General features: G+C 61.2%; 10 protein-coding genes. 6 read left to right on the forward strand and 4 right to left on the reverse strand.

What is annotated here, in order from left to right:
- Positions 1 to 207: 207 nt before the first annotated feature.
- The 4 genes from FYJ40_RS02220 to FYJ40_RS02235 all read right to left on the reverse strand — a co-directional run bounded on the left by FYJ40_RS02220 (position 208) and on the right by FYJ40_RS02235 (position 5,060).
- Complete coding sequence (locus FYJ40_RS02220) at positions 208 to 1,296, reverse strand: Xaa-Pro peptidase family protein (RefSeq protein ID WP_154515383.1); 1,089 nt, start codon at positions 1,294 to 1,296, stop codon at positions 208 to 210.
- 467 nt (positions 1,297 to 1,763) lie between these two features.
- Complete coding sequence (locus FYJ40_RS02225) at positions 1,764 to 2,162, reverse strand: DUF1667 domain-containing protein (RefSeq protein ID WP_154515385.1); 399 nt, start codon at positions 2,160 to 2,162, stop codon at positions 1,764 to 1,766.
- Positions 2,163 to 2,164: 2 nt separating this feature from the next.
- Positions 2,165 to 3,586, reverse strand: a complete 1,422-nt coding sequence (locus FYJ40_RS02230; protein WP_229770627.1) for an NAD(P)/FAD-dependent oxidoreductase — start codon at positions 3,584 to 3,586, stop codon at positions 2,165 to 2,167.
- Between the two features lies 1 nt (position 3,587).
- On the reverse strand, positions 3,588 to 5,060 hold the full coding sequence (locus tag FYJ40_RS02235; protein WP_370450564.1) for an NAD(P)/FAD-dependent oxidoreductase: 1,473 nt from the start codon (positions 5,058 to 5,060) through the stop codon (positions 3,588 to 3,590).
- Between the two features lie 799 nt (positions 5,061 to 5,859).
- Between FYJ40_RS02235 and FYJ40_RS02240 the strand changes: the two genes are divergently transcribed.
- From FYJ40_RS02240 to pelF, 6 genes are all read left to right on the forward strand, one after another.
- Complete coding sequence (locus tag FYJ40_RS02240; protein WP_006234085.1) at positions 5,860 to 6,291, forward strand: zinc ribbon domain-containing protein; 432 nt, start codon at positions 5,860 to 5,862, stop codon at positions 6,289 to 6,291.
- 260 nt (positions 6,292 to 6,551) lie between these two features.
- Entirely contained in the window at positions 6,552 to 8,315 is a 1,764-nt protein-coding gene (gene thrS / locus FYJ40_RS02245; protein ID WP_154515389.1) for a threonine--tRNA ligase, read from the forward strand.
- Positions 8,316 to 8,943: 628 nt separating this feature from the next.
- Positions 8,944 to 11,082: a DUF4118 domain-containing protein gene (locus FYJ40_RS02250; RefSeq protein WP_154515391.1), complete on the forward strand. Its 2,139-nt coding sequence runs from the start codon at positions 8,944 to 8,946 to the stop codon at positions 11,080 to 11,082.
- Positions 11,079 to 11,984 (forward strand): hypothetical protein, encoded by a 906-nt coding sequence (locus tag FYJ40_RS02255; protein ID WP_154515393.1) that lies wholly within the window; start codon positions 11,079 to 11,081, stop codon positions 11,982 to 11,984. The genes FYJ40_RS02250 and FYJ40_RS02255 overlap by 4 nt, the downstream gene beginning before the upstream one ends.
- Positions 11,981 to 13,861 carry a DUF2194 domain-containing protein gene (locus FYJ40_RS02260; protein WP_154515395.1) on the forward strand — a complete coding sequence of 627 codons (1,881 nt, stop codon included), beginning with the start codon at positions 11,981 to 11,983 and terminating at the stop codon, positions 13,859 to 13,861. The genes FYJ40_RS02255 and FYJ40_RS02260 overlap by 4 nt, the downstream gene beginning before the upstream one ends.
- The gene (gene pelF, locus FYJ40_RS02265; protein ID WP_154577078.1) at positions 13,858 to 15,285 is read left to right on the forward strand and encodes a GT4 family glycosyltransferase PelF; all 1,428 of its coding nucleotides are present in this window, start codon (positions 13,858 to 13,860) and stop codon (positions 15,283 to 15,285) included. Before FYJ40_RS02260 ends, pelF begins: the two co-directional genes overlap by 4 nt.
- Position 15,286 lies beyond the last annotated feature (1 nt).

Raw genomic sequence — 15,286 nt, forward strand, 5'->3', positions numbered from 1 at the left:
CGCCACGAAATGGGCCTATATACTACGTTTGACCGGCTACCCTCAACCATGCCGAGAATCGCAAAATCAAAACCGCAGGTAGAAGGCTTGCCAATTTTCAAAAAATACCCGCATGGTCGCCCCATGCGGGTTAAACGTAGTAGATAGGCCCATTTCGTGGCGGCATTCATGTGATGCGGCAAAGGGGCTGTCCCTTTGCCGCATTGCCTAGTCTAGGCGGACCGGATCGTGGGGGTAGGCGTTGAGGATCTCGACGCCGCTCTCGGTGACCAGGGCAAGGTCCTCGATGCGGACGCCGGTGCGGCCGGGGAGGTAGATGCCCGGCTCGATGGAAAACGTCATGCCCGGCTCCACGGCCTGCTCGTTGACGAGCGAGACGTCACCCGGCTCGTGGTCTTGCAGGCCGATCGAGTGTCCCAGACGGTGCGTAAAGTACTTGCCATAACCCGCGTCCTCAATCACGTCGCGCGCGGCACGGTCCAGATCGCACATACGCACGCCCGGTGCGATGAGCGCCTCGGCGGCCTCGTTGGCGCGGCGCACGATGTCGTAGATGCGTGCCGTCTCCTCGTCCGGCTCGCCCCAAAAGAACGTGCGCGTCATGTCCGAGCAGTAGTTGCGACGACGCCCGCCAATGTCGAACAGCACCACGTCGCCACGCTTGAGTACCGTATCGTCTGGCTCGTGGTGCGGGTCGCCGGCGTTGGCGCCAAAGCTCACGATGGGCGGAAAGCTAAAGCCCTCGCAATCGTGCTTGCGATACAGGCCAAGCATCTGGTCGGCGATCTCGCGCTCTGTCACGCCTTCGTGGACGAGCTCGATCGCGTCGGCCATCACGGCGTCGTTAGCGGCCGAGGACACGCGCATAAGCTCCTGCTCGGCGGCGTCTTTGTAGGTTCGCGTGGCGGTCACGGCAAAATCGCCTAGGAAGAATTCGCTCGCGGCATGGCGCTCCATGAGGGGCATCAAGAAGCCGGAGCGCATGACGGTGTCGATGCCGAGCGGTTTGGTCGGATCAACCTCGCGAGCGATGGCGTCGGCCACGACGTCGGTATCGGTGTGGTACGCGACGCGGGCATTTTCATACTCGGGCAACTGATGCAGCGCGTTGACCAAGATCACGGGCTCGCTACCGCGTGCGAGCAGTACGCCGCAAAAACGCTCGAACATATCGGCATAAAAGCCGGTCAGGTAATAAATCGACCACGGGTCGTTTACGAGCAGCTGCGCGCCGGGGTGCTGAGCCTCGAGCGCATCGAGCACGCGTGCCACGCGCTGGTCATCGACATGTGCCATACATCGTCCTTTCGTTAGGTTGCCACCATGGTATCCCCAATGCCAGGGTAGTCAATTTGGGACGGGGCTATTTTAGCTGCGTCAAACATGCGAGCTGATAGGTAAAAGTAGTCAATAAGGTACCGTCCCAAATGGGCTGGTTTCAAAACTATGGCGGATTATGGGGCTGGACCTGTACTACTTGACCATGGGAAAAATCGCGAAATTAAAACCGCAGGTAGAAGGCTTATCAAAAATCGAAAATTGCCGGTATGGGTGGGGGTCTCCGAATCAGCCCCGTAATCCGGCATAGTTTTGAAATGGCACTAAAGTAGGCACAAGCTAAATACCGATCCCAAGGCAAGTTGCGGTGGAATAGTTCCTTGATGCCGGGGTTTTGGCGGAAATCGGGAATTATTTCACCGCAATTGAGGAGGGGCGGGGTGGATGGCGGGGTAGCTAAAAGAGCACCGTCCCAAACGAGCTGCTTAGATCGGGTCGATGTCCATGCTGGCGATGAGGTCGGTACCGGTGCCTAGGAGGTTGGGGAGGACTACATCGCCCATGCGGATGGGGGCTTTGACCACTAGGCCGCGGATGAGGTCCATGGTCTGGGCATGGAGTTCGAGCGGGATGGCCTCGGCCGTGCGAACGGGCAGCAGTGCCTCGTCGCCGCTTGATACTGCCACGGTGGTAGTGAGGACGCGCATGGGGCAGGTGAGCTCCTGATGTGCGAATTTATCGCCGCGCGGGCAGCTGTTGCCGGTCACGGCGCGCACCGTCGCCACGCGGTCGTCGGCCCCGCGCTCCACTTCCACCGTAAGGAGGCACTCGGATGGGCAGGTGGTGCAGTTGAACTGTAGCGTCTCGATCACATTTGTGCTCATGGCTATGCCTCCTCGACGGGCTCGACGGAAAGGATAATCTCGCTGGCACCCAGGTCGAGCGCTCGCTGTATCACCTTTGCCGGCAGCGGGAAGCTTTCCATAACGCTCGGTTTAAACGCGCGGACCTTGCCCGTAAGCAGTTCCTCGTCGTCCGCCAGAATGCGCACGCGGGCGGCATCGACCGGCCGGCGCACGCGGAAGTTGAGCCTGGTGAGTGCCACGGCCGTAATGCGTCCCGGCAGCGCGTAGCCGGCGATGCCGGCAGGGCAGACCGTGAGCTGGCAGCCAGCGCCCGTTTCGACATCCGCGCCGGTCCCCAGCGCGTACGTCGCCGCGGCTGCGCCGGCACGCTCGGACTCGGTCGTCACGTTGTCGGCCAGGTCGTGCACGTGCAGCACGTTGCCGCAGGCAAAGATGCCCGGCACGCCCGTCTGCAGGCTCTGGTCCACCACGGCGCCGCGCGTGCGCGGGTCAAGCTCAACACCCGCGCCTACCGAAAGCTCGTTCTCGGGAATCAAACCTACCGAAAGCAGCAGCGTGTCGCACGGAACGATGCGCTCGGTCCCCGGAATGGGCGCCAGATTTTCGTCGACCTGGCTCACCTCGACGGCCTCCACGCGGTCGTGCCCAATCACGCGTGTGACGGTGGTGGACAGGTGCAGCGGAATGCCAAAATCGTCCAGGCAATTCTTTACATTGCGGCGCAGGCCGTTGGCGTATGGCATAAGCTCGTACACGCCCTCGACCGAAATCCCCTCGAGCGTGCAGCGACGCGCCATGATGAGCCCAATGTCGCCCGAGCCTAAAATGACGGCGCGCGAGCCGGGCTTGAGGTTGTCGATGTTGATGTATCGCTGCGCCAGGCCGGCGGTAAACACGCCGGCGGGGCGGCTGCCGGGAATCTTGATCTCGCTGCGCGTGCGCTCGCGACACCCCATGGCAAGGACGACGGCGCTCCCGATGAGCTGCAACATGCCGGCGGGGCTCATGAGCGTGACGGTGTGTGCCGAGGCATCGCTCGCCGCGCCACTTGCGCCCGCGCCTGCGACTTTGTCCTCGCTTGAGTCGATCCCAATCACCATACTGTCCAGGAACAGTGCGATATCGGTTTTGCGCACCTGGTCGATAAAGCGCTGTGCGTACTCGGGACCGGTCAGTTCCTGCTTAAAGTGTGAGAGGCCAAAGCCCGGGTGGATGCACTGGCGCAGGATGCCGCCCAGGTGCTGTTCGCGCTCAACGATGGCCACGCGCGCTCCGGCCTTGTGTGCAGCAAGTGAGGCCGCCATGCCGGCAGGTCCGCCGCCGATAACGACTACGTCGAACGCCTGCGTCTGCACGGCGCCGGCAGCAATTGATACCCTGGCGGCATCTGCGAAAGTGCACTCGACGCCCGATACCGCACCCATATCGATACTCGTCGCCATCCTAGCGCACCCCCTTCAACGGTCCCTCTACCAGCCAGGAGCCATCGTCTTCCAACGGTACCTCGCTGGGGTCGCAGCCCAGCTCGCGGGCCAGAATCCGCACCACGCGGCTCTGGCAAAAGCCGCTCTGGCACCGACCCATGCCGGCACGACAGCGGCGCTTGACGCCCTCGACCGAAACCGCACCCGGGCGGCGTCGGATCGCGGCCACGATCTCGGCCTCGGGCACCGTCTCGCAGCGGCAGACAATCTGCCCCCACGTGGGGTCGGACTCAATGAGCTCCTCCTTGCGCGCAAGCGGCGCGCGGTCAAAGTCGTCCGGCGCACGGCGGACGGGGTTCCAGTCGCCACGTTGGCACAGCACCACACCCGCCTCGCGCAGCACCTGCTCCATGCGCTCGGCAATGGCCGGAGCGCTCGCTACGCCCGGCGACTGAATGCCCGCCGCCTGGAACAGCCCCGGCACCACGGCGGACTGTCCAATAAAAAAGTCGTTCGTTCCCTTAATGACCGGACGCCCGCCGGCAAACGCTCGCACCACGCGGCGCGTATCCAGATCGGGCACCAGCTTGCGCGCGCCGCTCAGCAGCGCGTCGACATCGCCCGCATAGGTCTGCGTGTCGCCCGCCTCGCGCACAGCGGCCGTCGCGGTGATCACCGTGTTGCCGTGGACGGTGCCCGTAACGATGACGCCCTTGGAAACCGGCGTGGGAACGGGGTAGAGCGGCATGAGTGCGCGCGGCTCCTTGTCCAGCACCACAATGTTGCCCTGGCGCCAGACCATCTGGAACTCCTCGGCGCCCGCCATATGCGAGATGTCTGCGGCGCCGTTGCCCGCTGCGTTAATCAAATAGCGGCAGCGCACATCACCGGCCGGTGTCACCAGCGTAAAACGAGCGGTCCCGTCACCGCTCCTGTCGCCAGCGCCGGGAGCTACCTCGATCGTCTCCACCGGTGCGGAGCGCACAAACGTCACGCCGTTGGCTACGGCGTTCTCCATCGCGGCGATGGCGACCTCAAACGGATCGACATAGCCGGTCGAGGGACACCACAACGCGCACGTGGCCTGGGCGCTGGCGCGCGGCTCCAGCTCGTGGATGCGCTCGGCCCCGATGATCGCCAACTCGGGTACGCCGTTTGCCAGCCCGTTGCCTTGCAGCTGCTCCAGCTGCGCGCGGTCTTGGTCGCTAAAGCCCAGCACCATGGACCCGGTGCGGCAAAACAAAAAGCCCAGCTCCTGGGCCCACGTGCCATATAGCTCGCAGCCGCGGGCGTTGACCTGAGCCTTAACCGTGCCCGGCGCCGGATCGTAGCCGGCGTGCACCAGGCCGCCGTTGGCCTTCGACGCGCCCAGGGCAATGTCGTTGGCCGCCTCGACCACGCAGATGGACAGGTCATAGCGTGCGAGCTGCCGCGCGATGGCGCATCCGGTGATGCCCGCGCCCACAATCGCGATATCAAACGTTTCTGTCACAGTGCCTCCAAGACGAGTTGACAGGCTGTCAATAAGGCTATCCTACGGTGTGCGCATCCCCCGCGCAGCGGCAATGCGGCGAACAGCCCCGCTGCATCCGCCAACGGCAGGCGAGGGGGGAGACTCAGGTCAATCGGTGACCTCGTCTGGCACCCCTGTTGTCAAAGGTTTGTCTCGTTCTGTAACGGTAAGCAGAAGAGTTGGGTTCCAGATGTTACAGATCGATACGTTTGCCAGGCGGGCCCTCTGTTTGTCTTGATTTGTAACAGTAAGAATAGAAAATCGGTCCTATGTGTTACAGATTGAGATTTAAAGTCAGGGAGAGGTCATCTGTCTCGATCTGTAACATCTCGGTACCGTTTTGGGGTCTAGATGTTACAGATTTAGATGAACCCATCAGTCGGTTTCGAATGTCTAAATCTGTAACAGTTCGACCTGTTTTTGCCGAGTTGTTGTTACAGATTGAGATATTGAGATTGGACATTTTCCTTTGTCTTGATCTGTAACAGATAGAAGGGTTTCTGGCCCCTAGTTGTTACAGATTGAGATATTTAACGGAGGGCTCACCGTTCATCTTGATCTGTAACAGTAGGGACTGATTCTGGAGCCAAGATGTTACAGATTGAGATTGTAGTCGGGGAGAGAACGGTTTGTCTAATTCTGTAACATCTGGACCCGGATTCCGCTCTCACCTGTTACAGATTGAGATGTTTCTATCCGCCCATGCCTGCGACCTGCCAAATCGTTAACCCCCGTGTTACACTAACTCGAGTTGTAACTACCCCGAAAGGTATCCGTAATGTCCAAGTACATCTCTGAGCTCATGTCGCCGCAGCTTATGGGCGTCATCTATGCCTTTGTTGGCTTTATCATCGCCCTGTACGTGCTGTCGGTCGTCTATGTGTTTATTGACGCCCGCCGCCGCGGCGCCAGTGCCTACGTGGCCTGGGGCATTATTGCCCTCATCCCGTTTGTAGGCCTCATCGCCTACCTGGTCCTGCGCCCGCACTCCTATGCGGCCGACCGCGAGGAGCAGGAGCTGGACATGGCCTTGCGCGAGCGTCAGCTTGCCCAGTACGGCACCTGCCCGCAGTGCGGTGCGCCCATCGAGAAGGACTTTGTGGTCTGCCCGGTGTGCGACACCCAGGTTCGCAACGTGTGCCCCAGCTGCCATCGCCCGCTCGACGCGCACTGGAAGGTCTGCCCCTACTGCCGAACTCGCATCCAGTAGCGCATCCATCGCCGGGCCGGCCGCAAGCCACGGACACGCCGCGCGCCACGCGAACGCCGCGCGCCCTGCACCCGCCCCCACGCGATGAAGCATGCGTAGAAATTCGCCCGCCGTGCCATTCAGGTGCGGCGGGCGCTTGTATACCTAGGTAACCTGCCTATAATGATGCAAGTCAAAACGCACGCGCCGGCAAGCGCAATGCACACTGCACGGCGCCAAGCAGCACTTGCACAAGGCATCCGAGAGGAGAAAACATACCCATGAAGGCACTCTACAATGACGGTTCGGTGGCCGAGCTCCCGCAGGACGAGGTCACGCACGTCATCCGCCACTCCGCCGCGCACATCATGGCGCAGGCCATCAAACGCCTGTACCCCCAGGCCGATTTTGCCTACGGCCCCGCGACCGACAACGGCTTTTACTACGACGTCGACCTGCCCGAGGGCGTCAAGATCAGCGAGGACGATTTCCCCGCGATCGAGGCCGAGATGAAAAAGATCGTCAAGGAGAACCTCAAGTTCTCCGTGTACGAGAAGTCCCGTGCCGAGGCCATCGCCCTTATGGAGGAGCGCGGCGAGAAGTACAAGGTCGAGCACATCGGCGATCTGGACGACGACGCCCGCATCACCTTCTACCAGCAGGGCGACTACATCGACATGTGCGTCGGCCCCCACATCTGCTACACCAAGGCCCTGAAGGCCTTTAAGCTCACCGGTGTCTCGGGCGCCTACTGGAAGGGCGACAAGGACAACAAGATGCTCACCCGCATCAACGGCGTCGCCTTTGCCACCAAGGAAGAGCTCGACGAGCATATGCACATGCTGGAGGAGGCCAAGAAGCGCGACCACCGCAAGATCGGCCGCGAGATGGACCTCTTTATGATGCGCGACGAGGCCCCCGGCTTCCCGTTCTTCCTGCCCAACGGCATGATCCTTAAGAACACGCTGCTGGACTACTGGCGCGAGATCCACCACAAGGCCGGCTACGTGGAGATCTCCACGCCGCTCATCATGAACAAGCAGCTGTGGAAGACCTCGGGCCATTGGGACCACTACAAGGACAACATGTACTCTACCGTCATCGACGACGAAGAGTACTGCATTAAGCCCATGAACTGCCCGGGCGGCGTGCTGGTGTACGCCTCCAAGCCGCACTCCTACCGCGAGCTGCCCATCCGCGCCGGCGAGATTGGCCTGGTGCACCGCCACGAGCTGCGCGGAGCCCTGCACGGCCTGTTCCGCGTGCGCTGCTTTAACCAGGACGACGCCCACCTGTTTGTGCGTCCCGATCAGCTGACCGACGAGATTGTGGGCGTGGTCAACCTTATCGACTCCGTGTACCAGAAGTTTGGCTTTAAGTATCACGTTGAGCTTTCCACCCGCCCCGAGGACTCCATGGGCTCCGACGAGGACTGGGCTCGCGCCGAAGAGGGCCTGCGCACCGCTCTGGAGAAGCTGGGCATGGACTACGAGGTCAACGAGGGCGACGGCGCCTTCTACGGCCCCAAGATCGACTTCCACCTGGAGGACTCGCTCGGCCGTACCTGGCAGTGCGGCACCGTCCAGCTCGACTTCCAGATGCCGCTCAACTTTGATCTGGAGTACGTGGACGCCGACGGCACCAAGAAGCGCCCCATTATGCTGCACCGCGTGTGCTTTGGCTCCATCGAGCGCTTTATTGGCATTCTGATCGAGCACTTTGCGGGCAAGTTCCCCACCTGGCTGGCTCCCGTGCAGGTCAAGGCGCTTCCCGTCTCCGAGAAGAGCCGCGACTACGCCCACGAGGTGTGCGCCAAGCTGGAGGAGGCCGGCATTCGCGTGGTCTGCGACGATCGCGACGAGAAGATCGGCTACAAGATCCGCGAGGCCCGCAGCATCGACCGCGTGCCCTATATGCTCATCCTGGGCGAGAAGGAGGTCGAGGCCGGCAACATCTCCGTCCGCGATCGCTCCAACGAGACCGTTCAGATGAGCGTTGACGAGTTTGTGGCCAAGGTGCTCGAGGAGATTAAGACTCGCGCCTAGCACAAACAATACAAGAATTAATAAAGGCGATCGTCCTCGCGGGCGGTCGCCTTTTTTGTTGTGCAAAAAGGGACAGTTTTTCGTATCTTTCGACGAAGCTCGTTATACGGGTAAATTCAGATCGTTTTCCCAGCTTGCGCAAATTGCGGCGCGAGCGGGCACATCTCCATACCCCACTTCAAAAATCTGTACTTTTGCGACTGCGCCTAGCTGCGAGCGAGAAGCCTGTTCTTAACGCCCCTGCATCCGTGTGTGTCGCGGACGCAAGTTAAGGGGCAAGGGATGGAACAGACAATGCGGCGCCAAGGGTGTTCGCGAGTCAGAGGTGGCTAAGGTACTCGCCCTTCTTGATTACTATGGCACTTCGCTTGGTATTGCTGGACGTAGTAGCAACCGCGCACGCAAGCTCATACTGGAGGGCGGGCTCGTCGTTCGGGAGATTTAGGTCAATTTGCTCTAAAAGTTGTTTTCCGAGTGGTCTCTTATCGTGCCTTTGCCTTAGGGTGCTTGGTTTTCATCCTCTAAAGATGTTCTTAAAACTGCCTTAAAGGCGTCCCGGCTCGCGTTGACGGCGTACAATACGCATGTTTGACTATGGCAAATATGGAATTAGGGGGAGGGGTGCGCCATGGAGGTGCTGGTTGTTGGCAACACCGCATATGTTGACGATGACTTTTGTGCCAAGGCGTTCCCCGGGGACCACGTTAAGGTCGTCGCTGCCGCGGAAGCGCGCCGCGATGAATCGTCGCCCCATGCCTCGTGGAATGAGCTCATCCAGCACTTGGAGCAGGCCTACGAGTTCGACCGGGTGGTCTACCTATCCAATTACCTTACCCCGCATACCGATATCGTGGGCGATATCGAGCTGCTGCGCTCGGTCTTTCGTGCGTGCGCGGGTCGCCGGGTCCAGCTGCTGTATGTGGCGGGGCCCTCGGGTGCCGCGGGTGCCGCCGATACCACGGGGCGAACGGGCAAGGGCATTATCGCGCGCGCAGCCAACGACCTGTGCCGCTACTACGCTGCTCGCGAGGGCGTTCAAACCAAGATCCTGCGCGTGCCGTTCCTGTATACCGCGTCTGCCGCACTGGAGGACCCGTTTTTGGTGCCGCTATTTGACGCGTGCTCAACCGGATCGGTCGCTTTGCAGGGTGCGGAGGACGCGCCGTTTCCGCTGCTGTGTGCCGAGGAACTCGCGGTGCTGGTGCATCGCATCTTTGACAGCTGGGACGCCTCCTTTGAGACGCTCGATGTTGCCGATACCTTCCATCACACGTCAGGTGAGGTGGGCGAGGCCCTCAAGGCGCTGTTCCCAGGGCTCTCAGTTGCCTATGGCGATTCTGCCGGCTATGCCCTGCCCGTCAGCGACATCGTTCGCGTTCGCTATGGCTGGTTTCAGCGCTACGACCCGTTTCGTGATCTTTCGACCATTCATGCTCGCTGGGATGCTGGTCGCGCAGGGAAGATCAGCCCCTTGCGCGCCGCCATCGACCGCATCCAGATGCACACGCTGCCTATTAAATGCCTGGAGACGGGCGTCGCCTGGGTCCTGTTCGAGGTGCTGGAGTATTTGTTCTCGCAATCTGCCCAGCTCAACGTGCTCGATTATCGCCTGCTCTACGTCGTGCTCATCGGCACGCTGTATGGCTTGGACTTTGGTCTGGCTGCGGCGCTGCTGGCATCGGTTGGGTTGGCTGTGAGCTACTTTACCCAGTATGGCTATACCTTCCAGGGCCTCTTTTACGAGCCGTCCAACTGGCTGCCGTTTATCGCGTACTTTGTGGTGGGTGCCGTATGCGGCTACGTGCAGCTGCGCAACAACGAGGCCATTAAGGTGGAGCGCGACCAAAACGAGCTCGTGCGTAATCGCAATACGTTCCTCACGCAGCTCTATCACGATGCTATCGAGGACAAGCGCACCTACAAGCGCCAGATTGTGGGGCGTCACGATAGCTTTGGCAAGATCTTTGCCGTGACGCAAGAGCTCGACGTGCTCAACCCGCGCGACATCTACCGCAAGTGCTGTGAGCTCATGGGTGAGATTCTCGAAAACAATTCGGTGACGATCTACCACGTTTCGGGCGGGGCGTTTGCACGTCTGGTGGCGGCGAGTCCCGTGATTGCCGAAGACGCCACGCGCTCGCTCACGCTTGAGCAACTTGCACCCCTTTTGGGCGGCGGGGGTCGTTCGAACCTGTGGGTCAATCGCGAGCTGACGCCGGGGCTTCCCATGTTTGGATATACGATCGAGCGCGACGGGGCGCCCGCCGTGTTGATTTTTGTGCGTCGTGCGGCCGAGAACCAAATGACGCTCTATTACCAAAACCTGTTCCGCATCTTGTGCGGCCTGGTCGAAAGCGCGCTGGGCCGTGCCTTTGACTATGAGGCGGTGGCGCAGGATAAACGCTGCGTCGATGGCACGTGCGTGCTCAAGCAGGCGGCCTTTGGTCAAGAGCTCGCGGCCGAGCAGGCGCTGTCGGATGGCAAGATGGGCAGCTTTTTGCTCCTGCGCGTGGTGCCGGGCATGGAGCCTGTCGGCGAGCTGGTGGGCGCAATTGGGTCGACAATCCGCGAGAGTGATGCGGCGGGCCTGGTCGACGGTGACGTGCTTTACCTGCTTATGCGCCAGGCAAAGGCGAGCGACCTGCCCATTATCCGCGAGCGCCTGAGCGCGAAGCGGATTGCGGTGGAGCCCGTCGACGGCGAGGACATCGTGGCGCTTCTGCAGCACATCGCTGACACCGGTGACGGTGAGGGGGATGTCGCTTGATCTCGCTTGTCGTTGCTGCCGTCTTGCTGCTGATTCATGCGCTGGTTTGCCTGGTGTTGTGGACGCTTATGAAGTTGGGCCTGCTGCCGGTGCGCGGGCATATGCTGGCCGTGATGGTACTCGTGCCGTTGTGGGGACCGCTGCTGGTGGTGCTGCTTATCACGCGTAGCGCCGTGTTTGGCGCGGACCTTAAGGACGCCACGCTAGAGTCGCTGCCCATTAACGACGAGCTGCATCGCAGCATCTTGGTGCACGACCGTGAAGCCGATGCGGGCGTGATCCCGCTCGAGGAGGCGCTCATCGTCAACGACCCGGCAGACCGGCGCCGCCTCATGCTCTCCATGCTTACCGAGGAGCCCGATGCGTACCTGGCGCAGCTGCAGGCGGCTAAGCTGAACGACGACGTTGAGGTGGCGCACTATGCCGCGACGGCGGTGGCGCAGATCTCCAAGGAGTCCGACCTTAAACTGCAGCAGCTGGAGCGCGCCTTTAAGACCGACCCGAGCTCGCAAAACCTCGACGAATACTGCGATTTTCTTGGTGAGTATTTAGACTCGGGTTTGGCTGAGGGGCGCGTGGCTCAGATTCAGCGTCAACAGTACGCGCGTCTGCTCGCGCGCCGCTGCGAGCGCGAGGACACCTTTGAGCTGCGTATTCGGTATGCGACGGCGCTGGCCGATGTCGGACAGATCGACGAGGCGCAGGCCGTGACCGACCAGCTCGTGCTCGACGCGCCCGAGGAGCAGGAGGTTTGGATGCTTTGCCTGCGCCTGGCCGTGATGCGCCGCGACGGTGACGAGGTCCACCGCGTGATCGATGCGATCGACAAACAGCATGTGTACTTGAGCGCCGCCAACCGCGAGGAGCTGGCTTTTTGGCGCGACGGGGAGGAGGCCCGATGAGCGTGGTTCAGCATATCCGCGACCGTGCGGGCCATTTTCGCTGGATGGGCCTGCTCGTGGTGTGGGCGGTCTTTATTGCCATGGCCGCCGTGCTGCTGGTGGAGCGTGCCGGCGTGCAGTACAGTGCGGGCCAGCATAAGCTGGGGATGCTTGCCGCCAACGATGCGGTGCCGGCCTCCTCGGCAATATTTGGTCAAAAGCCCACGTGCCTGATCATTACCGATTCCGATCAGACGGGCGTCGAGGACGTAAAGGAGCAGTTCGACCAGATTCTGCTCGACATGAAGATCGCGCACCGCGACGTGGACCTTGCCCTGGACGGCGCGGATGCCATCCCCTCGCTGACGTCCTTCGATCGCGTGATTTTGCTCATGCCGTCGCTCGATGGGCTCGGTACGCACCTGATCGATATTATGAGTTGGGTGAGTGCCGGCGGTTCGCTTATGCTCGCCATGCCGCCGGATAATTCGAGCTATCTGCAGGTGATTGCTCCCAAGCTTGGCATTGAATCGGCCGGATACGACTATGTAAAAGCCGAAAGCATTGTGCCGAGCGAGGACTTTATGCTGGGCGGGGGAGAGCGCTGCGAGCTCTCGGACCCCTTTGATTCGTCGCTTTCTGTTTCGCTGCGCGAGACGGCGCGTGTGTGGGCTAAGACCGGCGATGCGGGCGCCCCGCTCATTTGGTCCAATGACTGCGGTAGCGGGCGCACCGTGGTGTGCAATATCGGTGTCTACGCCAAGGTCATGCGAGGTTTTTACGCCGCGGCGATTAGCTTGCTCGGCGATGCCACGGCCTACCCGGTCATCAACAGCGCCGTCTTCTATCTGGACGACTTTCCCAGCCCCGTGCCCTCGGGCGACGGCACCTACATCAAGCGCGACTACGGGCTTTCCATCGCCGACTTTTATGCCAAGGTCTGGTGGCCCGATCTGCAAAAGCTCGCGCAAAAATACGGCATTCGCTATACCGGCGTGATGATCGAAAACTACGAGGACGCGGTCAACCAGACCGAGCCCGCGCACCAGGCCGATACCACGCAGTTTCGCTACTTTGGCGGCATGCTGCTGCAGATGGGCGGAGAGCTGGGCTTTCACGGCTACAACCATCAGCCGCTGGCGCTCTGGGATACCGACTATGGCACGCTGTACGACTACAAGACGTGGAAGAACAAGGAAACACTCGTCGCATCGCTCAACGAGCTTATCGCCTTTCAGGACGAGGTGCTGCCCAACGCGCACGGCTCGGTCTACGTGCCGCCGTCAAACATCCTTTCGGCTCGCGCCCGCAAGATTATTGGCGAGGACGTGCCACGCATTAAGACCATCGCCAGTACGTATTTTAAGGATGGTACGGATCTTCCGTACGTGCAGGAGTTTGGCGTGGCGAGCGATGGCATCGTGGAGCAGCCGCGCATTGTCTCGGGCGGCATGGTCGACGATTCCTATATGCGCCTGGCTGCCGTGTCCGAGCTCAACATGCACTACGTGAGCACGCACTTTATGCACCCGGACGACCTGCTCGATCCCGATCGCGGCGCCAGGCAAGGCTGGGAGGTCTACAAGGGCGGCCTGACCGACTACCTGGACTGGCTTACCAAGTCGGCGCCCGACCTGCGTCGCCAGACCGGCTCGGAATGCTCGGGCGCCATCCAGCGTTTTTCGTCCGTGACGGTGAGCGTGGATACAGATGCGGATGCCTGGACGCTCAACCTGGGCAATTTTCACGACGAGGCGTGGCTCATGTTCCGCGCCAACAACGGCGAGCCGGGAGCAGTCACGGGTGGCGAGATTACGCATCTGACGGGCGACCTGTACCTGGTCAAAGCTACGGACAAGACGGTGACCATTGCGCGCAAGGAGGGTAGCGACAAATGAGAATCTGCTTGGTACTCGAGGGTTGCTACCCCTATGTGCACGGTGGCGTGTCCACCTGGATGCACGGCTATATACAGGCCATGCCCGAGCACGAGTTTGTGCTGTGGGTGATTGGCGCGCATGCGGCCGACCGCGGCAAGTTTGTCTACGAGCTGCCCGGCAACGTTGTCGAGGTGCACGAGGTGTTTCTGGACGACGCCCTGCGTCTTTCGGGCGAGCAGGAAGAGGCGGACTTTAACGACCGCGAGCGCGAGGCGCTGCGCCGCCTGGTGTCGCTTTCCAATCCGGATTGGGACATGCTGTTCGATATCTTCCAGCGTCGTCGCGTGCATCCGCTCTCGTTTTTGCAGAGCCGAACGTTTATGGATATCTTTCGCGACGTGTGCCTGGCCGAGTACCCCTACACGCCTTTTGCCGACGCATTCCATACCATGCGCTCCATGCTGCTGCCCGTGCTCTACCTGCTGGGCAGCGAGGTGCCGGTGGCCGATGTGTACCACGCCATCTCGACCGGCTACGGCGGCCTGCTCGCCTGCTTGGGTTCAAGCGTTCACCATGCGCCGGTGCTGCTCACCGAGCACGGCATCTACACGCGCGAGCGCGAGGAGGAGATCATTCGCGCCGACTGGGTGGTGCCGTCGTTTAAGGACCGCTGGATTCGCTTTTTCTACCTGCTTTCGGAGGAGATCTACCGTCGCGCCTTCCGCGTGACCAGTTTGTTTCATAACGCCCGTAAGACGCAGATCGACATGGGCTGCGATGCGGACAAATGCCTGGTCATCCCCAATGGCATTCAGTTCGACCGCTTTAAGGACATTCCCTTAAAGCCCGATGACGGCTGGGTTGACATTGGCGCGGTGGTGCGCCTGGCGCCCATCAAGGACGTCAAGACCATGATCTATGCCTTCTTTGAGCTGCACGAGCGCGTCCCTAAGGTGCGCCTGCATATCATGGGCGGCGTGGACGACGAGGAGTACGGCGCCGAGTGCCATGCGCTGGTCGATACCCTGGGCGTGCGCGACCTGATCTTTACCGGCCGCGTCAACGTGGTCGAGTACATGGAAAAGCTGGACTTTACCATTTTGACGAGCATCTCCGAGGGCCAGCCGCTCAGCGTGCTGGAGTCGCTTGCCGCGCGTCGTCCCTGCGTGACGACCGAGGTGGGCTGCTGCCGTGAGCTGCTCGAAGGCGCCCCGGGCGACGACTTTGGCGTGGCGGGATTTGTGACGCCGCCTATGTATCGCAAGGGCCTGGCCGATGCCATGGAGCGCATGTGCGCAAGCCGTGCCCGCCGTATCGAGATGGGGGAGCGCGGCCAGCGTCGCGTTGCCACGTACTTTTTGCACGAGCAGATGCTCGCCAACTATCGCGCGCTGTACGACGAGACGGCGCGTGCGTATGATTTGCCCAGAGAGGGGGAGTAGC

Source organism: Collinsella sp. WCA1-178-WT-3 (M1) (assembly GCF_009696325.1).
Taxonomy (GTDB): Bacteria; Actinomycetota; Coriobacteriia; order Coriobacteriales; family Coriobacteriaceae; genus Collinsella.